The sequence below is a fragment of the Halovenus marina genome (genome assembly GCF_051414115.1).
GTDB classification, from domain to species: domain Archaea; phylum Halobacteriota; class Halobacteria; order Halobacteriales; family Haloarculaceae; genus Halovenus; species Halovenus marina.
Genome location: NZ_JBLKNZ010000001.1, coordinates 52882 through 71545, shown reverse-complemented (window position 1 = coordinate 71545; position 18664 = coordinate 52882). Strand labels below are relative to the sequence as shown.

Sequence of the window (18664 nt, the reverse complement as noted above, 5' to 3'; positions counted from 1 at the left end):
AACCATGGAATACGTATACGCAGCACTCATCCTGAACGAATCGGGCGAAGAGATCAACGAAGACAACCTGACGGACGTCCTCGAAGCGGCAGGCGTCGACGTGGAGCAGTCCCGCGTCAAGGCGCTCGTCGCCGCACTCGAAGACGTCGACATCGACGAGGCCGTCGAAGAAGCCGCAGCCGTGCCCGCCACGACCGGTGGCTCGGGTGGCGCACCTGAATCCGCCGACGAAGGCGACGAGGAAGCCGAGGAAGCCGAAGAAGAAGCCGAAGCCGAAGCGGACGACGAGGACGACGACGAGGACGAAGGCGACGCTGGCGAAGGGCTCGGCGAACTGTTCGGCTAATCCACGAACACTTCTTTCGACACAGCGGCCACAAGCGACAGCTATCGACTGGTAGGAGCGCGTGGCTGATGGGCCAGCGCTACACACAACTGCTGATTCAGCGGTACGCACGACTGGTGAGGTTTAAATCCGATCGAGGGACCATCTCGTCGGGATGGGGATTGCTGTCGCACCCGAGACGACGCTGCTGACGCTCGCGTTCGTCCTCGGCGGAGTCGTGCTCGGAACGGTGAGCGGTCTCGTCCCCGGCCTACACGCGAACAACTTCGCGCTCCTGCTCGCAGGCTTTGCGCCAGCGATTCCGGCACCGCCGCTACAAGTGGGTGCGGCGATGCTCGCCGCTGGCGTCGTCCACACCTTTCTCGATATCGTCCCGGCACTCGCGCTCGGCGTTCCCGACCCCGCGATGGCCCCGACGGCGCTTCCCGGCCACAGGCTCGTCCTGCAGGGGCGCGGTCGTGAGGCGCTTCGGCTTTCCGCGCTCGGAAGCGCACTCGCCGTCGCGTTTGCCGTACCGCTCGCGATTCCGATCACGCTCGGGATGAAGCGGCTCTATCCGACGATTGCGGCGAACCTCTCGGTCGTGCTGGGCGCTGTGGTCGTGGCGCTTGTCGTGACCGAAGGGACACATCTCGCCCGCGTCGGTGCGGCGTGTGCGGTCGGCGCGAGCGGCCTGCTCGGCGTTGTGACGCTCGATATGCCGATCGGCGGCGTCCTGCCAGCGGGGAGTATGCTCGTGCCGTTGTTTGCCGGACTCTTCGGCGCGCCGATACTGATCGAGGCGATGCGAGGAGCGGGCGTGCCGCCACAGGACGACAGCATCGTGACGGTCTCCCGTGGGTTTCTCGGGTCGGCCGCAGCGGTCGGCACACTCTCGGGTGCGGTCGTCGGCTACCTGCCGGGCATCTCCAGCGCCATCGCTGCCGCCGGGGCGCTCGTCGTGTTACCGCACCGTGGCCCGCGGGCGTTCGTGGTCGCCACCAGCGGCGTCAACACAGCGAACACCGTCTTCGCGCTCTTTGCGCTGGTCGCGCTGGGCAGCCCCCGAACCGGCGTGCTGGTCGCGCTCGATGACACCGGCGTCCCGCTCGTGCTGCCCGTGTTGCTCACGAGTGTCACGCTCGCTGCGGCCGCCGGGTTCGTTCTCGTGTTGGTTCTGGGCGACCGCTATCTCGCCATCGTCGGTCGGATCGATCCCGTCTGGCTCTCCGTGTCGGTGCTTGTGTTCCTCTGTGTGCTCGTCGTCGCATTCACGGGGCTGGTCGGACTCTGTGTGTTTTCGATTGCGACAGCCGTGGGACTGATCCCTGCGAGATTCGGGGCACGGAGAATGACCTGTATGGGGGTGTTGCTGGTTCCGCTCGCGCTCTGATCAGGGGCGTGAAAAACGAATCAGGCTGGCTCTTCCTCGACACGGTCCTGAATCAGGTCGCGCAGGTCGTCCTGGTCCTGGATCGACTCCATCTCGGCTTGCTCGATCAGGGCAGTGCCGTCGACGGCGTCCGTCGGAGCGCGGTCGACGACGTACACCGACTGGGTGCGGGTGACACGCCCGACGGAGGACATGATGCGAGCGCGCTTCTGTGCGGTCTGGGTGAACTCGGAGTGGCCAGTGAGCATCTGCTCCTGCTCGCTCTCGTCCTCGCTGATGGTCTTGAAGGGGGCGCGGTCGGTCGGATGGACCTCGTAGCCGACGCGCGTGAGCACGGTGACGACCACCTCGTCGTCCGGGTCGACCGTCGGGTCTTCGGGCGTGTCGTCGTCGTCACGCACCGGGTTCTCGTCGTCGAGGACGGACACGGGCGCGGTGAGCGGTGCGTCGAACAGGTCCTCGAGTTGTGCGGCGACTTCGACGCTCGCGTCCATACCGTCCTCGTACTTCGAGACGGTCCGGCGCGAGACGCCGAGTTCCTTCGCGAGTCGCCCCAGCGACCAGTCCCGTTCCTGCCGCTCGTCTTCGAGTACCTCGCTGTCGATATTGACGTACAGCCCGCCGGGGGCCGCGTAGATGAGCGGCGGCACCTCCTCGACGAAGAGATCCATCGCCGTATCGGGTGAGAAGACCGGAACGCCGTGGCGGAAGTAGACCACGCCGGGTTCGAGTTCCTCGTCGCGCGTCCGGAGTCCGATCACCATCGGCGTCGCGTTCAGGTACTCGCCGAGGCGTCGCATCTCAGCGCCAGTTCCGGCGTCGAAAGCGTCGATGTTACCGAGTATTTTCAGGAGTAAGACGTCCTCGCCCCGGCGTGCAGCTACGTCGAAACTCTTCGGTCGGATCGCACAGCGGTCGCTGACCAGGAAGCCAGCGTCTTCGAGCATCGCCGTGACGTTTCCGACCAGTGCAGACCGGGACATAATTGGTTTCCAGTAAAACATAAGTGACTCATCGCATATATGCGTTGTGCCGCGCGTTCGGCCCCCTTCCTGCGTTTTTCCGATATTGTCGGTCGCTCAATACAACGGGACGTTCGCTCTCGAAAGCGGTTTGTCGGTCCCGTGCCTGAGTTCGACAGTGACTGTCATCGGCATCGACGACACAGACTCCCGCACGCAGGGGCTGTGTACCACCTACGCCGCTGCCCAGATTGCGGCAGATCTCGGGGACGACCACGTGCGAACCCTGCTGGTTCGGCTCAACCCCGCCGTCGAACACAAGACGCGGGGAAACGCGGCGCTCGCCGTTCACTGTGAGACGCCGCCAGAGCAGGCGCTCGCGGTGGCCAGCGAGTGGCTCGATGCCGCCCGGACCGACGACGACCAGACGAACCCCGGCGTCGTCGTGTTCGACGGCGACCCCGATGCGGTCCCAGATCCGGTTTCGGACTTTACGGCGGCCGCCGTCCGAGAGATTCACGACATCGAGACAGCACGGCGACTCTGTGACTCGGCGAGCTTTCGAACCGCAACGCGGGGGAACGGCCGGGGGCTGATCGGCGCGCTGGCGGCCGTCGGCGCGTGGGCCGCGTTCGACGAGTGGACCTACGAGTGCATCAGCTATCGCGAGCGCGAGCGCTGGGGAACCGACCGCTCGGTCGCGTACAAGTCCATCCGCCGCGCCGCAACGGAGTGGTATCCGACGGTCTGGGACACGCTCGACCGCGAGGAGGAAACCGCCGTCTGCGTCCCGCGGACGCCCTGCCCCGTGTTGCACGGGATCCGCGGCGACGACCCCGAGGCAGTTCGTGCAGTTGCCGACGCAATCGAGAGCGAACCCGTTGCCAGCCGACATCTGTTCGTGACCAACCAGGGGACGGACGCACACCTCCGAGACGGAACAGTCGAGACCGTCAGCGACGGACGTGCCTATCGGGTGACCGGCACGGTCTGTGCGGAACCGAGCACTCGCGAGGGCGGGCACGTGTTTTTCGCGATTGCAGGTGAAGACGACGCGTCGCTCCCGTGTGTGGCCTTCGAGCCGACGAAGCGATTTCGCGACCGGGTGCGACCGCTCCGTGTCGGCGACCGCGTGACAGTCTGCGGTGAAGTTCGCGACGGGACGCTGAAACTGGAGAAGCTGACGGTCAGAGACCTCGTCCGGACGGAACTGGTCACGCCGACGTGTCCCGAGTGTGGCCGCTCGATGGAGTCTGCGGGCCGGTCGGCCGGATACCGCTGTCGAGACTGCAAGACGACTGCAGACGGGAAACAGCCCCGAGAGATCGACCGAGAGATCGAACTCGGATGGTACGAGGTGCCGCCGTGTGCCAGACGTCACGTCGCGAAACCGCTCGTCCGCGGCGGGTTCGACGGGCCGACCCATCCGGAGCGGTGAACGGAAGCGGTCGGCTCGACTCCCGCCGATAGCTGTGCGTGCGGGCGGTTGCTCCCTCTGGTGCTGGCGGTCCGTTCCCGCTGCTCGGTGTGCCCACGGGCGGTTCGAAGCCCTTTTGGCCGTTGCTCTGAAATCCGCGGGCATGGAAATCGACCGGCATCTGATTCTGCAGGTCTCCCTCTCGATCGTGGCTGTCGCGGTGTTCATCTTCGGACTCTCGGTCGTCAGTCAGGTCTACGGGGCCGAGGAGCCGGTCGAGGACAGAGTCGTGAACGGAACGATCTCCGGCGACGTCTCGGATCTCTCTGTCAGCGACGGGACGGCGACGGGAACGCTCAGCGGCACGCTCGATCTCGACTTCGAGGAGTCAGTGACCGGATCTATCGACGGAACGCTCGACGGCGGGACGTTCAGTGGAAGCTTCGACGGCACGATCGAGGGCGCTGTCGAGGGGACCGCTGCCGGTGAGATAAACGGCACACTCGATCAGGAAGACGGGACCTTCGAAGGAACCTTCGACGGGACGATCAACGGAACGACCGACACCAATCTCACCCCCGACGGCGGACTTGCGCTGATCGCGCTCATCGCTGGCTTCATCATTCTCATGCCGATCTTTGGCTATCTCATCGAGCGAGAGTCCGAGGACGAGTAATCCGACTACCGACAGGGAGACGGAAGCGGGTGATGGTTGTACCGGAGAGCATCGTGACTGGGAAGAGCTCTGGTGACCGCAGAGAGAGAGACGAGCGGAGAAGCTTCGCTGAAGTTGCGTCGGATCGTTCGACCCTATCCCCCACGATATACTTCAGTGGATGAGTCATATAGTTTGACATGAGGCGCACTGTTCGGTTCGACTCGGAAGGTGCAGAACTGAGCGGCTGGTACTACACGCCGGATTCGCCGCCTCCCTGGCCACTTGTCGTCATGGCTCACGGGTTCTCCGCGACAAAACAGATGGTTGCCGACAGATACGCTGAGGCGTTTCAGTCGGCAGGGTTCGCAGTTCTGTTGTACGATCACCGGGGGTTCGGTGCAAGCGGAGGTGAACCACGACAACAGATTAACCCGTGGATGCAAGCCCGCGGATATCTCGACGCGATTTCGTTCGCAACCACGATCGAAGACGTCGATCCGGGACGAATCGCACTATGGGGTGACAGTCTCAGCGGCGGAGTGGGACTCGTCGTAACGGCGGCTGACGACCGGGTTGCAGCGTTGGTCGTTCAGGTTCCGTCGATCGGCACAGCGTTTCCACCCGACGATCCTAACGGGGAGATCGCTGAGGGGATGGCTGAAACAATTCGGACAGGATCTATCGAACCGAGCGCAGACGAGATACGCGGGCCGATGCCCGTTGTATCGGACGACCAGCAGACCCATCCGTCGGCACTCAAACCAGTGACAGCATTTCGGTGGTTCACCGGATACGGAACTCGGAACGAGAGCGGGTGGAAGAACGAAATTACACGGGCACGACCGACGACGCCGGTCGAATGGCATCCCGGTGCCTGTACCGACAAGATCCAGTGCCCCACCCTGTTCGTCGTGTCCCCCGAAGACGAAATGCCCGGGTCGCGTCCGATCGTGCAGTACGATGCCTACACTCGACTCGACGGGCCCAGGGAGTGGGTCGAGATCCCTGGCGGGCACTTTGGCCTTGTGTATCACCCGAGTGAGATATTTGAGAGAGCGGGAACTGCCCAGTCACGGTTTCTCAGCGAAACACTTCGACCACACCGTCAGTGAGAAACTAGCTGACGCGCGGACGTCGGCAAACCGAGGACGGCAGATTCGGATGAACGGAACATTACGACTCGCTCGTGTCTGTCTCTCGCCAGTCGACGAGTTCGTCCTCGTCGGCGTCCTCCAGCGCGTCCCCGTAGTACGACAGCGGGTGCGAAATCGTCTCACAGCGGTCGTCCATGTTGACGCAGTCGCCGTAGGACTGCATCGTGGCGCAGGCAGGTGGGGTGTACTCGGTCGCACTCGTGTCCCCGCGGATGTGGTCGACCTGATAGCGCGTGGCCTCCTCGCCGAACCCGGGATTGACCTGGAACAGGTCGACGATCTCGTCGGTCGACATGCCGATGCTCGTCAAAAAAGAGGCGATCGCAAAGCGAGAGTGGTGTTCGAGGTGGGCCCCGCGCTGGACCTGGTCGAGCAACGCGGCCATACACGGCGGGAACAGATCCGGAACGACCGTGTCGATGTCGTGTGTCAGGTCAAGGTCCGCAAGTCGCTCGCGGAGTCGCTCGGCCTCCGCGGAGAGTTCCTCGGCGATGGGGTCAGGGACCGAGAGCGGGAGACCGTCGACGACGCGCTTGCGAACTGCCTCGCGGACGAGCACCAGCAGTTCGCTCTCAGAGACGGGCACCTCCCCGGACCGGAGAGAGCGGTGAACCAGTCGCCACTCGTCGTCGCGCAGTCCGGCAGCGAGATCCAGATACGTCCCCACTTCGACGGCGTACCCCTCCTGTGTCTCGCGGACGCTCGCCGACAGGTCGAACTCGGCGAGCAGGGTTCCGAGCGTGAGTGGTTCGCGTGAACTGCTCTTGAGTCCGGAGTCTGCTCGTTCGGCGCTGAATCGGTCGTGGGCGGTTCGCGCCTCGGCGCGTGCGTACTTGCGTGTCAGAACGTGCTCGTCGACCAGCGAGACGAGCACGCGCGCAACGGGATAGGAGAGCAACTCCACGCGCGTCCGGCGGTGTGGGTCGCCGACCGCCCCCCCATCGAGTGCGGCCTCGACGCGGTCGAACGCGCGGTCGACGACCGCGTCCTCGCGACGTACCACGCTGGCAAAGTCCACGTCAGCGGTCTCGACGGCCTCGCGGGCCGCCTGCAGAAATGGGTACCGCGCGTGGAGTTGCTTCATCAGCACCACGTAGCAGACGGTGGTGCAAAAAACCCGTCGGAGATCCTCTAGTCGTGTTTACTTCAGGGAAGATGGACAGCAAGATGGTTGCAAACAACCAGAAAGCCCCGTTCAGTCCCACCCGTGGCGGCTGGTTAGCCTTTCTACTGGGCGGGACTGAAAGGGGCCGTTCTGCTCCGGGAACCCCGGCGATGTAAGCACGCGACCGAAGGGGGCGCGCACAGCGAGCCGCGGGACCGGAGCCGAACGGGGGCTTTCTGGTTCTCCAATTCGACAGACGATTCACTGAACACCGTCCGCTCTCTGGGGTCGAGATACGGAGAATTCCGGCGAAGTCGTCGACTCAGTCGCTGCGTTCGATCTCGCGGATGACCGACTCCGCGTTCCCGCCGTCGGCGAGTTGGCGGTACTGCTCGCTGCTGACCTCGACGGTCTGTGTCTCGCCCTGACGGACCACTTCGAGTCGAACCGTGCCGTAGGGGTTGTTGCGTCGGCGGAACGTCGCGATGGCGGCGAAGACGAACCAGAGGGCGATCGCACACCCGACCCCGTAGATGAACAGCGTCTCGAAGGCAATTGAGTCGACGGCAGACACCCACTGGTCGGGGTAGGCACGGCTGAACAGCCAGACGCCGACCCCGGAGATAGCGGTGCCAAACAGCACGCCGACGCGGATCTCTCGGCTCGACGGCAACACGACGACGACGCCGAGCAACATCAGCGGAATCCCGACACCGGCCGCAAGCCCGGCGTAACTCCGCGCGGTGATGCTCGCACCGGCAACCGCGATGAGTCCGAGCGCCACCAGCAATCCGACGACGCCAGATCCGACGAGCACGAGTCCGGCAAGCACGCGACGCGGCTGACGAACCGTGTCGCCGCGCCGGTCGTAGGCCTCACCGAGACTTGGCATGGTTGACCCAACGGGATCCACCCACAAAATGCTACGTCAGACGGGCGCAAGACAGCGGCGTGTGGATTCATCTCGTCGCGGTCAAGGGAACAGCCCTCGGTAGGAGTGTGCCGTCGCGTTGCGCTCGATGGCGATGGTGTAGGCCGCCGTTCGCAGGTCCGGCGTCTCCTCCTCAGCGTAGACAGCGAGCATCTCGTCGAAGGCGTCGGTGATCCGACGCTCCAGGTCGGCGTTGACCTCCGCGAGCGTCCACGTGTACTCCTGCGTGTTTTGCACCCACTCCAGATAAGAGACGATGACGCCCCCAGCGTTTGCGAGTACGTCGGGCACGGCGGGGACGTCGCGCTCGACGAGTACGTCGTCGGCGGCCGGTGTCGTCGGGCCGTTCGCGGCTTCGACGACGATGTCGGCGCGGAGATCGGCCGCGACATCCGCCGTGATAGCGTGGCTGACTGCCGCCGGGACCAGTACGTCCACGTCGAGACGGAGCAGTTCGTCGTTAGAGATCTGGTCACCCTCGTCTGCGCTGGTGACGGTCTCACCGCGTTCGACGTGCTCGGCCAGACCGACGACATCCAGCCCATCCGGGTCGTAGACGCCGCCGGAGACGTCGCTGACTGCGACGACGTGTGCGCCCCGTTCAGCGAGCAACCGGGCGGTCCAGGAACCGACGTTGCCAAAGCCCTGGATGGCGACGGTGGCGTTCTCGACTGACCGGTCGAGATGCGTCAGTATCCGGTCGGTGATGATGGCGACACCCCGACCCGTCGCCTCAACGCGCCCCGGCGTACCGCCGATTTCGGTCGGCTTGCCGGTGACGACTTCGGGGACGGTGTAACCCTCGTAGACGGAGTACGTGTCCATCATCCACGCCATCTCCTGCGGCCCAGTGTTCATATCGGGCGCGGGGATGTCCATCTTCGGGCCGATCATCCGCCGGATCCCCTCGGTGTACCGGCGCGTGACGCGCTTGCGCTCGTCGCGACTCAACTCCTTCGGGTTGCACTGGACGCCACCCTTCGCGCCGCCGTACGGAAGGCCGACCAGCGCCGTCTTCGAGGCCATCAGCCCCGCCAGCGCGATGACTTCCTCCATCGACGCGGACGGATGGTAGCGAACACCACCCTTGTAGGGGCCGCGAGCGCCGCCGAACTGACAGCGATACCCCTCGAACACTTCGAGTGTGCCGTCATCGCGAAGGATCGGCAAACTGACTGTGAGCGTCCGCTCGGGGTGTTTCATCCGCGTGAAGACGTTGTCGTCGACGTCCTCGGTGTACTGTTTCGCCCGATCCATCTGCGTGCGCATGTTCGCCAGGGTGCTGTTTTCCGCTGGCATTCTCTCGACAGTGTCGCGGAATCAAGTTATAGCTATGGGCAAACGTCCGGAAAAAGCACAGAATGTCAGTCAGTTGCTCTGGATGCGCGGCGCGAGCATGTACGTGACCGACCCGTTGCCGTCAGCGATATCGAAGTGCATCTTGACCGGGAACTCCTCGCCCAGTTCCATCGTGACTTCGGCATCTTTCGGGATTGCCTTGTTCATGTCCTGCAGATAATCCAGCGAGAACAGCGACGACGCGGACCCGGCGACCAGGTCGATCAGGTCGTCCGCGCCGAGTTCGAGATGCACGTCGTCGGTGTCACCCTCCGCGTCGACGTAAAACACCTCGCGGCTCTCGTCGACGCCGAGTTCGATGTGGTCCGAGACCATATCGGCGGCCGTGACCGCGCGGTCGATGTCGCGACCCTCGATGATGATGGTCGCGGCAAGATCGAGTTCCGGCAGGTCCGGTTCCTCGCGGATCGACTCGGGGTCGATGAGCGCGAGCGTGTACTCCAGCCCGTCGATGGAGATGTGGAGTTTCCGGGTCTGCTCGTCGAGTTCGAGGTGGACGAGCTGGTCGGAGTCGGCCATGTTGGCGATATCTTGCAGGCGAGCGAGATTGACGCCGATGAGTCCGCCGTCGGCCTCGTAGGACTCGAACGCCTCGACGTCGAGCGAGAGGTCAACCATGCCGACGTTGGCGGGGTCGACCGCCCGAATCTCCAGTCCCGTTTCGTCCAGATGAATCTTGCACTCCTCGACGAGCACGCCCACAGAGTCGAGTGTCGACTGCAGCGTGTCCGCGCGCACGATGGCCTTGAACATCTTGAATTCGGCTACGGTTCCATCCCGTAAAAAGACACGTGTATTGCAGTCGCTGACGCGTGCGAGCATACGAGACTCCCTGTCTCCGGAGTCGTCTGGGCCACATTTGTGGGATTTTTGACACTCGACCAAGCACATCCAGCAGGTGGCTGGTACTGGCGGGATGCTAGTAGTCCCCGGTTTTTCCGCGCGGGAGGAACACTCTTTGTTCAGCAGGGCAAGGTGATACCGAATGCAGCCCCGCGTGACGGATCTCTGTCTCCGGCTGAAACGCCCGCTGGTGTACGTCATGGGTGTGCTGTACATCGGTGCTGGCGTCACACACTTTGTCATCCCAGAAGCGTTTGCACAGATCGTTCCACCTGTCCTGCCGTATCCGCTTGCCCTCGTCTATCTCAGTGGCATCGCAGAGATTGTACTCGGTATCGGAGTGCTGTTTTCTCGCACCCGCAGACTGGCTGCCTGGGGATTGGTTGGGCTGTTGCTTGCTATCTTTCCGGCAAACGTGTACATGGCGACCAGTGATGTCGTCGTGACGGGCGTGTTTGGCAGCACAGTCGATCCGTCCGCGACCGTCCGCTGGGGGCGGCTCCCACTGCAGGCCGTACTGGTCGTCCTAGCATGGTGGTACACCCGCCCGATGCCCGAAGCGTAAAACTGGCCAGAGACATCCTCCTCGTGACCACACGGTCAGCACACTGCAACGGCGGGCTATCGAAATTCTTTTTTCTCCGGTCGTCATCCCTCAGGATGCGCCGCCTTAGCTCAGACTGGGAGAGCACTCGACTGAAGATCGAGCTGTCCCCGGTTCAAATCCGGGAGGCGGCATTTTCCTGCGAACGAAGTGAGCAGTGAAAATGCTCCCGACCGTGGTTTGAACTAGACTGAGGTTCTGCGCGCGGAGCGAGCAGGTTCTCAGGCGTAGTTCACAATCCGGGAGGCGGCATACCACTTTTTACTTCGTCGGATTTCCTCGCGAGCCTGCGGCTCGCTGCGGGAATTTCTCCTCGTGAAAACTTGGGGAAAAACGTCCCGGACGCTCCCTACAGTCGCGTCCGGTGAAACCACGACTCGCTCCGCTCGTCGTGGTATGCTGGTACACGACTGAAGATCGATCTGTTCCCGTCTCCGTGAGCGAAGCAAACGGGAAGCCGAAGAAGCGACGCCGAGCGGTGTAACCGCGATCCGAGCGAGAGCGACCGTCTTCCTCCATCACATCGGAGAGAGGATACATTCTGTGGTTACGAAAAATGATCGAAAAGCGCCGGAATGGACGCCAGCCGGACGAATCAGGCAAGTGGGATCGAACGGCCGGGTCACCACTCGCCGGGCGTGACTGTGTTCAGTGGATCTGACCCCTGATTTCGCCTCCCGGATTCGCCTCCGTATGGACGTTGACGTACGCTCGGCCGCCCCGCATCGCCGAGAGCACATCGTCGATGGTCTCCCAGCCACAGCCGTTCTCCGCGTCCGGTTCCGTAGCAGTCCCTTCGGTTAGGACACCGTCTTCCGAGACCGGATCTCCGTCGTAGAGCGTCACACCGACCGGGCCGTTTTCGTCTGCAGCACCACAGTGGATGTGCGCCGCGACGACGTGTTCGATGTCCGAGACGGTTATCTCGTAGCTCAGTTCCTCGTCATGCTGGTCCACCGCGAACGTTGCCTCTCCTGAGGCGTCCGTCTCCACGGGTGGAACTTCGCTGGTACCCGACAGTGCCGTCTGGAACTCCCGCTGGAGTTCGGCGAGACGTTCGACCTGTACGACCGCGGCCGGTTCCCGCCAGTCGTAGACCTCCGGGGGGAGGTTCCCGACGCCCTCGATTCCGGGATGTGGCTGGATGACACCATCTTCGGCGATCGCTTCGTTGCTCTCGCCCGTTCCCTCGGGCTCTCCGCCGAGAATGAGTGTCTTCGCTGGCGGCACGAGATCCGCGAACCGTTCGGTATTCTGCTCGGTTCCCACGTCGTACCCGTTCGCGTAGTACGTCCGGGATTCGTTGACCCGCTCGGGGAGCTCCACGGTGTCCAGACCGACGATCCCGTCGTTCGTCGCGATGAGCATACTGATGAACGTCAGATGCGTCGCGCTGGCATCCGCCGAGAGATGGAGCGTCGTGTAATAGGGGTTGCCGGTATCCCCGGGGTCGGATTCGGGGACGAGCGGTGCGTTCCCGACGGCCGCACCCCTGATGCTGTTCGTGTTCGCCACGAGGTCGAGCAACGGTTGCAGGTTGCCGTTCTCCGCGATTTGTCGGGTCGGTTCGTTTGCGGACTCACCGACCGCGAAAACCTCGACATTCGGACGGTGGGCTGCAACTGCCGGTGGCGTAAAGGGCTGTCCTCGCGTGAGATTGGTGACCGTCACGCGGTAGTGCCGGCTCCCACTCCCGTTGTCATCGGTATGGTTGTCTGCCCCGACTAACGAGGTCCCGACGAAGACGCCTGCACCGACCGTGGCACCAGCCGCCAGGAGGCTCCGTCGACTTATCGATCCCGCTTGGTCTACCATTATACTGACCCTCGAATTCGGTTTCTCCAGTTTCTGTGTAACATACGAGTACTACCTTGTCCGTCCGGAGCAGCCATCTACTCGGAATGGACACTCGCCCCTGAGGGATAGTTGGCGATTGTTATATAGAAATTATCGCAAGCCGGTGATAGCGGTTCGTGAGTAGGCCCGTGACAGTCTCTGGTAAGTCAGTTCTTCCGGCCGGAGCAGATCTCGCGGCCGCTGCCGAGTAAGGGGTGATTTTTACAGGGCGAAGTCGTCCTCGTCCGAGACCGAGATTGTTTCGGCTGGTCCCCAGTGGATCAGGTCGGATGTGAACTGTCCCCGATGCAAATTCGGGAGGCGGAATCCAACTTCCAGACGAGTTACAGTCGAGAGTGGGGCACTGGACTGACGATTGGGTTGTCCGCATTCCTGAAAGCGGGAGTCCCAAGCGTAACGCCCGAAGGCATGCTGTGTCAGCTGAGTGTATGTTTATATTATCATTCACATCACAGACCGAGAAGAAAATGCACTTAACTCGGGGGGCAAAATTCCGTGGCACGGTCGAATGACACGGTCGTCACTCGCGAGTCGACTGCAGCGTAGGTTCTTGAAATACCAGCATATCGTCGTCTTCACAGCGCCAGTTCTGTTCGTGCTGGGCGTCTACTTCTTCGCGCCGACGCCCAGCGGTGCGGGTCAGGAGTACTGGCTCCGGTACTGGTGGCTGCTTCCGTTTTTCCTCCTCGGGGCGACGATCGTCAACACCGTCGGTATCAGCGGATCGGCGCTGTTTGTCCCGTTTCTCATCTTCGGGTTCCCGGTGCTCGCTCCCGCACTCGCGCCAGATTCGCTGGTCGAAGTGCCGCTGTCGCCGGAGACCATCGTGCTGGTCGGACTCGTCAGCGAGTCCTTCGGCCTGTCGAGTTCGTCCATCGCGTTCATTCGCTACGGACTCGTCGACCGACGGCTCGCGCTCGCACTGGTCGGTGGAGCGATCCCGTTCGTCGTCGGTGGGGCGTTTCTGTCGTTCGTCCTCCCCGAGTCAGTGTTTCACGCCCTGCTCGGGATAGCGCTGCTTGCCGCCGCATTCCTGCTCTTTCGGGCCGACCTGGCGCACGAGGAACCGGGAGCCGACAGCGGGACGCCGACGGCGACCGACGGCGGTGAGCAGTTGCCCGACGACGACGACAAACTCGGGCCAGCAGGCGTCGAGACCGACGACGAGGGGCGCGTCACCCGCGTCGACAACGACGGCACCGACTACTACTACACCCGTGGGGGGTATCTCGAACGGTTCAGCAACTACAGCATCGGCGGGGTCTTCCAGGGGCTTGCTGGCTTCGGCATCGGCGAACTCGGGATCATCTCGATGCTGCGAACCTCCGTGCCGGTCCGGGTCGCAATCGGGACGAACCACATCGTCGTCGCCTCGACGGCCGTGCTCGCCTCGCTCGTGCACGTCTTCGGCGGCGGGCTGGTCGGCGGCCACAGCCTCGATCTTGCCTCAACGCCGTGGAACATGGTGGTCTGGACCGTCCCGGCAACGGTCACGGGCGGACAGGTCGCCCCCTACGTCGCCGCAGCACTCGACACCGAGACGATCAAACACGGCGTCGGCATGCTGTTTGCCGTCATCTCGGTTGCGCTGTTCGTGATGGCCGCAGGGCTGGCCTAAATCGCAGAGACGGGACCTCAACGGTCGAACGGCGCAGCCAAACGGTTGCACGACCGTCTGACAGGTGTCGTGACTGGAGGACCACTGCTACGTTGTAGCTTTGCATGTCAGGTGTTGCCAAGTAGTACACAAATGCCGGACTACGAGTTGCGGATACACGGCAGTTCCAGTGGCGGTATCCAGGCCGACACCACCGCCGGGACCGACGGCCAACGCGTCTGCGGAACTACGGCAGAACAGTATTCTAGATTGACAAAACCCATACACTCGAAGTCGTCGTCGAGCAGCAGTCGGGCGGCCCTGCAGCCATCTCTGTGAGCGGCAAAGAATCGTATCTGACGCTCTACAAAGTCGGGTGAGGGCACTGTCCTCATTCTCGTGAGCGAAAGTCTTTTTCTGTGTCACAATCCGGGACGGCAGGGATATACAGAACAGCTCAAGAGTCGGGAACCGTCGCCGTGCCCGCGCTATACGAGGTCACCGCCGCCGTGGAGTCGGGACCACCATTACCGGGACGGGACAGTCCCTGACCAGGCGGTCGGACGCACCCGGTAGGAGCCGAGTTTCGAGCGTCGTTTTCCCGAGGGTGCCGACGATGACGAGGTCGACAGAGGCCCCATCTAGAAGCTGAAGGACTGCTCGGTCGAGTGCGCCCTGCCCAAACACCGTGTCGACGGTCGTCTCGTGTTCGGCCGCGATGCGTTCGGCCGTCGCGGCGAGTTCGTTCATCTGTTCGTCTCGGGCGTCGTTCGAGTCGAGAAGAACCGTCTGATCACCCCACACAACGTGCATACACAGCGCCGTAATGTCGGCGTCGGGAAACAGCGAACACGCGAACTCGAGCGCGTTCGTCGAGCGCGCGGACTCGTCGAAGGGTACGAGGATTCGCCGTTCATCGGTTTGCGATCGCTTCTCCGCTGGGAGTTCCGTCTTCTCGTTGACGAGCACGGCAGGAATCGTCGGGGTACGTGGGCGTCGCTCAGTCACGTCACCGGTGATGTACTCGAAGACATGTGGGAGTCCGCGACCCTGGGTGTCCGTCACCAGGAAGTCGACGTCGTGGGTGTTCCAGTAGTCGACGATGCCCCGGTTGAGTTCTCCCACAGCGAGTTCCGTCGAAATCGACTGGTCGTAGCTGTCGGCAATTCGACGCGCGTTCGTAAACACCACTTGCTCGGCTTTGTCGCGTCTCGCGTCCAGCCACTCCTCAAACTGTTCGGGCGACTCGATCCAGGCCCGTGAGACGGTTTCGTTGTCGTCTCGAGTGACGACATAGAGCGTGACGATATCGTCGCCGGGAAAGGCAGCGCACGCGTAGTTCAACGCCCGCTCGGATCGTGAAGACCCGTCGAACGGAACCAGGATCTTCCGCGACCGATCCCGTGACCGTAACGGAGTCAGATCGGATTGGTTGGTCATGTCTCACACACTACGGCTTAGTGAAATAAAAAGGACATGCAAGCGAATCTTCTTGACATTCTCCCACCCCTTCAAGCGTGGACTTTCGCTCGCTACGGTCAGACCGTTCGGAGGAACGGTGACTGGAGAGTCCTGACCAGATTACAGGACCACTACTACTTTGTGCCTTCCCGCGTCAGGTGTTACCAAGTGTTTCACAGATGCCCGAGTTCGAATACGAAGCCGACACGGTACTCGTGACCGGAGCGCTCGGGTCGGTGGGCAGGTGGGTCGTCGACCGACTGGCCGACACCGGGACACACGTCGTCGGGGTCGACCTCGAACACCCCGACGGAACCCGGCCAAACGCCGAGTTCTGGACGGTCGATCTCAGCGACCACGGACTCACACGCGAGACGATAGACCAGGTCGGGGCCGACGCGGTCGTCCACCTCGCCGCAGTCGCAGACCCGGTCAGCAATCCCGACAGTCGCGTCTTCGACAACAACGTGACGAGCACCTACAACGTGCTCACCGCGGCCGGACGGAGCGGCATCGACATCGTCTGGACGTCCTCACAGGCGGCGTACGGAACGCTGTTTGGGCAATCGGCGTGGACGCCAGCGTACCTGCCGATCGACGAAGCCCACGACTGTCGACCCGAAGATGTCTATGGGCTCTCGAAGATCTGTGGCGAGGAAATCGCCAAGACAGTCGCACGACGCGACGGCATTTCTGTCACGACGATCCGTCCGGCGACCATCTTCGGCCCCCACAGGACGAAACGACGACCACATGGCGACGACACCGACCTCTCGACGGACGTCACCGACGGGAACTTCGGCTCGTACGTCGACGTTCGCGACGTTGCCCGCATGGTCGAAGCGGCGCTCGCATCGGATCACGACGGACACGAGACGGTGCTCTGTGTCGCCGATGAGAACTACCTCGGCCAGCCGACGACAGAGATCGTCGAAGCGTCCTGCGGAACTCTGCCGGACGACTGTGACTTGGAGGGGAAACAGGCCGCACTCTCGAACGCGAAAGCCGCGGATCTGCTGGGCTGGCGACCGGAGTACTCCACAGTGGACCAGCACGCCGACGCGGCCGAACCGGACTGGGTGTGACGCTAGCGCCGTTCGCGGACGTGGTCACTGGTCGTCACGTCGATGTCGAGTTTCTCGGTACCGCGGATCCACGCGAGATACGGCTGGAGGCGGTCAGCGTTCCGGAGGGTTTCGGTCGTGTCGAAGTCGTCCCGCAGTTCCTCGTTCGTGAACAGCGCGTGCACCTGCTTGTGACAGGGCCGACAGAGCGACACCGTGGGGCTATCGGCGCGCTCTTCGGGCCGGAGGTGGTGCTCCTGGACGACCTGCGGGTCAGCAATTCGCTCGTCGGGAATGATGCGCCGACAGAGCGCACACGTCGTCGGCATCGATCGGTCCTACGCGCTGTGACCACACTGGTCTGTCGGTCGGTCCGACGGGATTACCGCTTCAGCCCGCTGCCGGTGAGCGGGACGACCACGTCCTCGTCAGCGTCGATCGTTCCGTCTTCGCGGAGTCGATCCAGCGCGGCGGGCGCGACAGCACAGGTCGGTTCCGTGGACAGCCCGGCGCGGTCGAGTCGATCCAGCTGCGCGCGGGTCTCCGACGCGGTGACCGCGATGGCATCGCCGTCGGTGGCTTCGATCGCCTCGTGGGTCTGGGCACGGCGCGCTGGCGTCTCGATCTGAATGCCGTCGGAAACGTCGTTGGCACCGGACGCGGCCGCGTCGCCGTGGCGGTCGGCGACGATCGGCGCCGTCCCGGCGGCCTGTGCGCCGTACAGTCGGGGCACCCGCTCAGTCCAGCCTGCCTCAGCGAGCATCTGGAATCCCCGGTAGGCACCGAGAAATAGCGTCCCATGGCCGAGCGGCGTCACGATGGCGTCGGGCGCGGTCCAGCCGTTCTGTGCGGCGGTCTCGAAGGCGAACGTCGCGGTTCCAGCCAGAAAGGCGGGCTGCCAGGCGTGGCTCGCGTACCAGCCACCTGCGCCGACGGCATCCTGACAGGCCGCCGTGACCGCCGCCCGGTCGCCCTCGACGGCGACGAGATCCGCGCCGGTGCGCTCGATGGCACGGCGTTTGGCGCGTTTCGCGTCGGCCGGGACGTAGATTTCGGCGCCGATTCCCGCGCGGGCGGCGTAGGTCGCAATCGCCGCGCCAGCGTTGCCCGAGGAGTCTTCGAGCACCCGCTCGACGCCGAGATCCGCGGCGTGAGAGAGCGTCACCGCCGCGCCCCGATCTTTGAAGCTCCCGGTCGGGAAGACGTATTCGAGTTTGACCGTCGCGTCCCAGTCGGGTGCGTCGACCAGTGGCGTCCAGCCTTCGCCAAGTGTCACCAGTCGGTCGACGGGCAACGCCGAGTCGAACGCCCAGAGTCCCCGGTCCCGGTCCAGCGTGTCGGGCGCGTCGTCCGAGAGCGACAGGTCGGCGAAATCGAGCGGCCCGCCACAGGCACAGCGAAACGGTGCCGTCGCGCGCTCCTCGTATCGCCGTCCGCAATCGTGACACTCGTACATGCGCTCCGTTTCGAGGGCTGGTGTCTTGTATCCGTGGCACCACTCGCTCCGGGCGGTCGGCACCGTCGGTCACAACGTGGGGTGCCTGCGAAGGTTTTAGACACCACGGTGAGGACTCGAAGGCATGGGATACCAGTTAACGTCCATCGAAGCAAGCGAGAAAAGCGAAGTGGCCGACGGCCTGCTGGCCGCACAGGTGGCGGTCGGCGACGAGATGAACATCCAGCACGTGAGCTTCGACCCGGGTGCCGTTCTGGACGAGCACAGCCACCACCACGAGCAGATCACGTTCGTCTACGACGGCGAGTTCGACATGATCGTCGACGGGGACCGACACACGATGGCGGCGGGCGACGTCTGCGTTATCGACGGCCACACGCCCCACAAGGTCGTCAACGAGAGCGACGGCGTCGCTCGGGCCGTCGAGATATTCCATCCGGCGCGCGAGACGCCGCCGTGGGAAACAGAGGACTAGCAG

At 63.5% G+C, this 18664-nt stretch carries 18 protein-coding genes and 1 tRNA gene; 10 read left to right on the top strand and 9 right to left on the bottom strand.

Going from position 1 to position 18664, the window contains the following annotated elements:
- The first annotated feature begins 4 nt into the window (after window positions 1-4).
- Together rpl12p and ACMGFL_RS00405 are read left to right on the top strand one after the other, a co-directional pair.
- Window positions 5-346, top strand: a complete 342-nt coding sequence (gene rpl12p / locus ACMGFL_RS00410; RefSeq protein ID WP_436933551.1) for a 50S ribosomal protein P1 — start codon at window positions 5-7, stop codon at window positions 344-346.
- 154 nt (window positions 347-500) lie between these two features.
- The gene (locus ACMGFL_RS00405; RefSeq protein WP_436933550.1) at window positions 501-1718 is read left to right on the top strand and encodes a tripartite tricarboxylate transporter permease; all 1218 of its coding nucleotides are present in this window, start codon (window positions 501-503) and stop codon (window positions 1716-1718) included.
- A 20-nt stretch (window positions 1719-1738) separates the two neighbouring features.
- Here ACMGFL_RS00405 and ACMGFL_RS00400 read toward each other — a convergent pair whose 3' ends face one another.
- Complete coding sequence (locus ACMGFL_RS00400; RefSeq protein WP_436933549.1) at window positions 1739-2701, bottom strand: transcriptional regulator; 963 nt, start codon at window positions 2699-2701, stop codon at window positions 1739-1741.
- 157 nt (window positions 2702-2858) lie between these two features.
- On the opposite strand from ACMGFL_RS00400, the gene ACMGFL_RS00395 reads away from it, so the two are divergent.
- From ACMGFL_RS00395 to ACMGFL_RS00385, 3 genes are all read left to right on the top strand, one after another.
- A complete protein-coding gene (locus ACMGFL_RS00395; RefSeq protein WP_436933548.1) occupies window positions 2859-4118 on the top strand; it encodes a TiaS agmantine-binding domain-containing protein in 1260 nt (419 codons plus the stop codon).
- Window positions 4119-4260: 142 nt separating this feature from the next.
- Window positions 4261-4773 (top strand): DUF7472 family protein, encoded by a 513-nt coding sequence (locus ACMGFL_RS00390; protein ID WP_436933547.1) that lies wholly within the window; start codon window positions 4261-4263, stop codon window positions 4771-4773.
- Window positions 4774-4952: 179 nt separating this feature from the next.
- The gene (locus ACMGFL_RS00385; RefSeq protein ID WP_436933546.1) at window positions 4953-5867 is read left to right on the top strand and encodes an alpha/beta hydrolase; all 915 of its coding nucleotides are present in this window, start codon (window positions 4953-4955) and stop codon (window positions 5865-5867) included.
- Between the two features lie 61 nt (window positions 5868-5928).
- On the opposite strand, the gene priL is transcribed toward ACMGFL_RS00385, so the two are convergent.
- The 4 genes from priL to ACMGFL_RS00365 all read right to left on the bottom strand — a co-directional run bounded on the left by priL (window position 5929) and on the right by ACMGFL_RS00365 (window position 10057).
- Window positions 5929-6993, bottom strand: a complete 1065-nt coding sequence (priL, locus tag ACMGFL_RS00380) for a DNA primase regulatory subunit PriL (RefSeq protein ID WP_436933545.1) — start codon at window positions 6991-6993, stop codon at window positions 5929-5931.
- Between the two features lie 343 nt (window positions 6994-7336).
- Window positions 7337-7906 (bottom strand): cell division protein CdpA domain-containing protein, encoded by a 570-nt coding sequence (locus ACMGFL_RS00375; RefSeq protein WP_436933544.1) that lies wholly within the window; start codon window positions 7904-7906, stop codon window positions 7337-7339.
- A gap of 81 nt (window positions 7907-7987) precedes the next feature.
- The gene (locus tag ACMGFL_RS00370) at window positions 7988-9244 is read right to left on the bottom strand and encodes a Glu/Leu/Phe/Val family dehydrogenase (RefSeq protein ID WP_436933543.1); all 1257 of its coding nucleotides are present in this window, start codon (window positions 9242-9244) and stop codon (window positions 7988-7990) included.
- Window positions 9245-9313: 69 nt separating this feature from the next.
- Window positions 9314-10057, bottom strand: a complete 744-nt coding sequence (locus tag ACMGFL_RS00365) for a DNA polymerase sliding clamp (RefSeq protein ID WP_436933542.1) — start codon at window positions 10055-10057, stop codon at window positions 9314-9316.
- A 232-nt stretch (window positions 10058-10289) separates the two neighbouring features.
- Between ACMGFL_RS00365 and ACMGFL_RS00360 the strand changes: the two genes are divergently transcribed.
- Together ACMGFL_RS00360 and ACMGFL_RS00355 are read left to right on the top strand one after the other, a co-directional pair.
- Window positions 10290-10712 carry a DoxX family protein gene (locus ACMGFL_RS00360; RefSeq protein ID WP_436933541.1) on the top strand — a complete coding sequence of 141 codons (423 nt, stop codon included), beginning with the start codon at window positions 10290-10292 and terminating at the stop codon, window positions 10710-10712.
- A gap of 99 nt (window positions 10713-10811) precedes the next feature.
- Window positions 10812-10885 (top strand) — tRNA-Phe (locus tag ACMGFL_RS00355).
- Window positions 10886-11399: 514 nt separating this feature from the next.
- On the opposite strand, the gene ACMGFL_RS00350 is transcribed toward ACMGFL_RS00355, so the two are convergent.
- The gene (locus tag ACMGFL_RS00350; RefSeq protein WP_436933540.1) at window positions 11400-12566 is read right to left on the bottom strand and encodes a spondin domain-containing protein; all 1167 of its coding nucleotides are present in this window, start codon (window positions 12564-12566) and stop codon (window positions 11400-11402) included.
- Between the two features lie 550 nt (window positions 12567-13116).
- Between ACMGFL_RS00350 and ACMGFL_RS00345 the strand changes: the two genes are divergently transcribed.
- Window positions 13117-14226 (top strand): TSUP family transporter, encoded by a 1110-nt coding sequence (locus ACMGFL_RS00345; protein ID WP_436933539.1) that lies wholly within the window; start codon window positions 13117-13119, stop codon window positions 14224-14226.
- Window positions 14227-14703: 477 nt separating this feature from the next.
- Here ACMGFL_RS00345 and ACMGFL_RS00340 read toward each other — a convergent pair whose 3' ends face one another.
- Complete coding sequence (locus tag ACMGFL_RS00340; RefSeq protein WP_436933538.1) at window positions 14704-15645, bottom strand: universal stress protein; 942 nt, start codon at window positions 15643-15645, stop codon at window positions 14704-14706.
- Window positions 15646-15845: 200 nt separating this feature from the next.
- Here ACMGFL_RS00340 and ACMGFL_RS00335 point away from each other — a divergent pair, with 200 nt between their 5' ends.
- The gene (locus ACMGFL_RS00335) at window positions 15846-16751 is read left to right on the top strand and encodes an NAD-dependent epimerase/dehydratase family protein (RefSeq protein ID WP_436933537.1); all 906 of its coding nucleotides are present in this window, start codon (window positions 15846-15848) and stop codon (window positions 16749-16751) included.
- 2 nt (window positions 16752-16753) lie between these two features.
- On the opposite strand, the gene ACMGFL_RS00330 is transcribed toward ACMGFL_RS00335, so the two are convergent.
- Together ACMGFL_RS00330 and ACMGFL_RS00325 are read right to left on the bottom strand one after the other, a co-directional pair.
- Window positions 16754-17059, bottom strand: a complete 306-nt coding sequence (locus ACMGFL_RS00330) for a hypothetical protein (RefSeq protein ID WP_436933536.1) — start codon at window positions 17057-17059, stop codon at window positions 16754-16756.
- Window positions 17060-17112: 53 nt separating this feature from the next.
- Window positions 17113-18186: a pyridoxal-phosphate dependent enzyme gene (locus ACMGFL_RS00325; RefSeq protein ID WP_436933535.1), complete on the bottom strand. Its 1074-nt coding sequence runs from the start codon at window positions 18184-18186 to the stop codon at window positions 17113-17115.
- 124 nt (window positions 18187-18310) lie between these two features.
- Here ACMGFL_RS00325 and ACMGFL_RS00320 point away from each other — a divergent pair, with 124 nt between their 5' ends.
- Complete coding sequence (locus tag ACMGFL_RS00320) at window positions 18311-18661, top strand: cupin domain-containing protein (RefSeq protein ID WP_436933534.1); 351 nt, start codon at window positions 18311-18313, stop codon at window positions 18659-18661.
- Window positions 18662-18664: the final 3 nt, after the last annotated feature.

Bases quoted from the DNA above. Each gene is read 5' to 3' on its own strand.
- rpl12p (WP_436933551.1), top strand. From the start codon at position 5: ATGGAATACGTATACGCAGCACTCATCCTGAACGAATCGGGCGAAGAG.
- ACMGFL_RS00405 (WP_436933550.1), top strand. From the start codon at position 501: ATGGGGATTGCTGTCGCACCCGAGACGACGCTGCTGACGCTCGCGTTC.
- ACMGFL_RS00400 (WP_436933549.1), bottom strand. From the start codon at position 2,701: ATGTCCCGGTCTGCACTGGTCGGAAACGTCACGGCGATGCTCGAAGAC.
- ACMGFL_RS00390 (WP_436933547.1), top strand. From the start codon at position 4,261: ATGGAAATCGACCGGCATCTGATTCTGCAGGTCTCCCTCTCGATCGTG.
- ACMGFL_RS00385 (WP_436933546.1), top strand. From the start codon at position 4,953: ATGAGGCGCACTGTTCGGTTCGACTCGGAAGGTGCAGAACTGAGCGGC.
- priL (WP_436933545.1), bottom strand. From the start codon at position 6,993: ATGAAGCAACTCCACGCGCGGTACCCATTTCTGCAGGCGGCCCGCGAG.
- ACMGFL_RS00375 (WP_436933544.1), bottom strand. From the start codon at position 7,906: ATGCCAAGTCTCGGTGAGGCCTACGACCGGCGCGGCGACACGGTTCGT.
- ACMGFL_RS00370 (WP_436933543.1), bottom strand. From the start codon at position 9,244: ATGCCAGCGGAAAACAGCACCCTGGCGAACATGCGCACGCAGATGGAT.
- ACMGFL_RS00365 (WP_436933542.1), bottom strand. From the start codon at position 10,057: ATGTTCAAGGCCATCGTGCGCGCGGACACGCTGCAGTCGACACTCGAC.
- ACMGFL_RS00360 (WP_436933541.1), top strand. From the start codon at position 10,290: ATGCAGCCCCGCGTGACGGATCTCTGTCTCCGGCTGAAACGCCCGCTG.
- ACMGFL_RS00350 (WP_436933540.1), bottom strand. From the start codon at position 12,566: ATGGTAGACCAAGCGGGATCGATAAGTCGACGGAGCCTCCTGGCGGCT.
- ACMGFL_RS00345 (WP_436933539.1), top strand. From the start codon at position 13,117: ATGACACGGTCGTCACTCGCGAGTCGACTGCAGCGTAGGTTCTTGAAA.
- ACMGFL_RS00340 (WP_436933538.1), bottom strand. From the start codon at position 15,645: ATGACCAACCAATCCGATCTGACTCCGTTACGGTCACGGGATCGGTCG.
- ACMGFL_RS00335 (WP_436933537.1), top strand. From the start codon at position 15,846: ATGCCCGAGTTCGAATACGAAGCCGACACGGTACTCGTGACCGGAGCG.
- ACMGFL_RS00330 (WP_436933536.1), bottom strand. From the start codon at position 17,059: ATGCCGACGACGTGTGCGCTCTGTCGGCGCATCATTCCCGACGAGCGA.
- ACMGFL_RS00325 (WP_436933535.1), bottom strand. From the start codon at position 18,186: ATGTACGAGTGTCACGATTGCGGACGGCGATACGAGGAGCGCGCGACG.
- ACMGFL_RS00320 (WP_436933534.1), top strand. From the start codon at position 18,311: ATGGGATACCAGTTAACGTCCATCGAAGCAAGCGAGAAAAGCGAAGTG.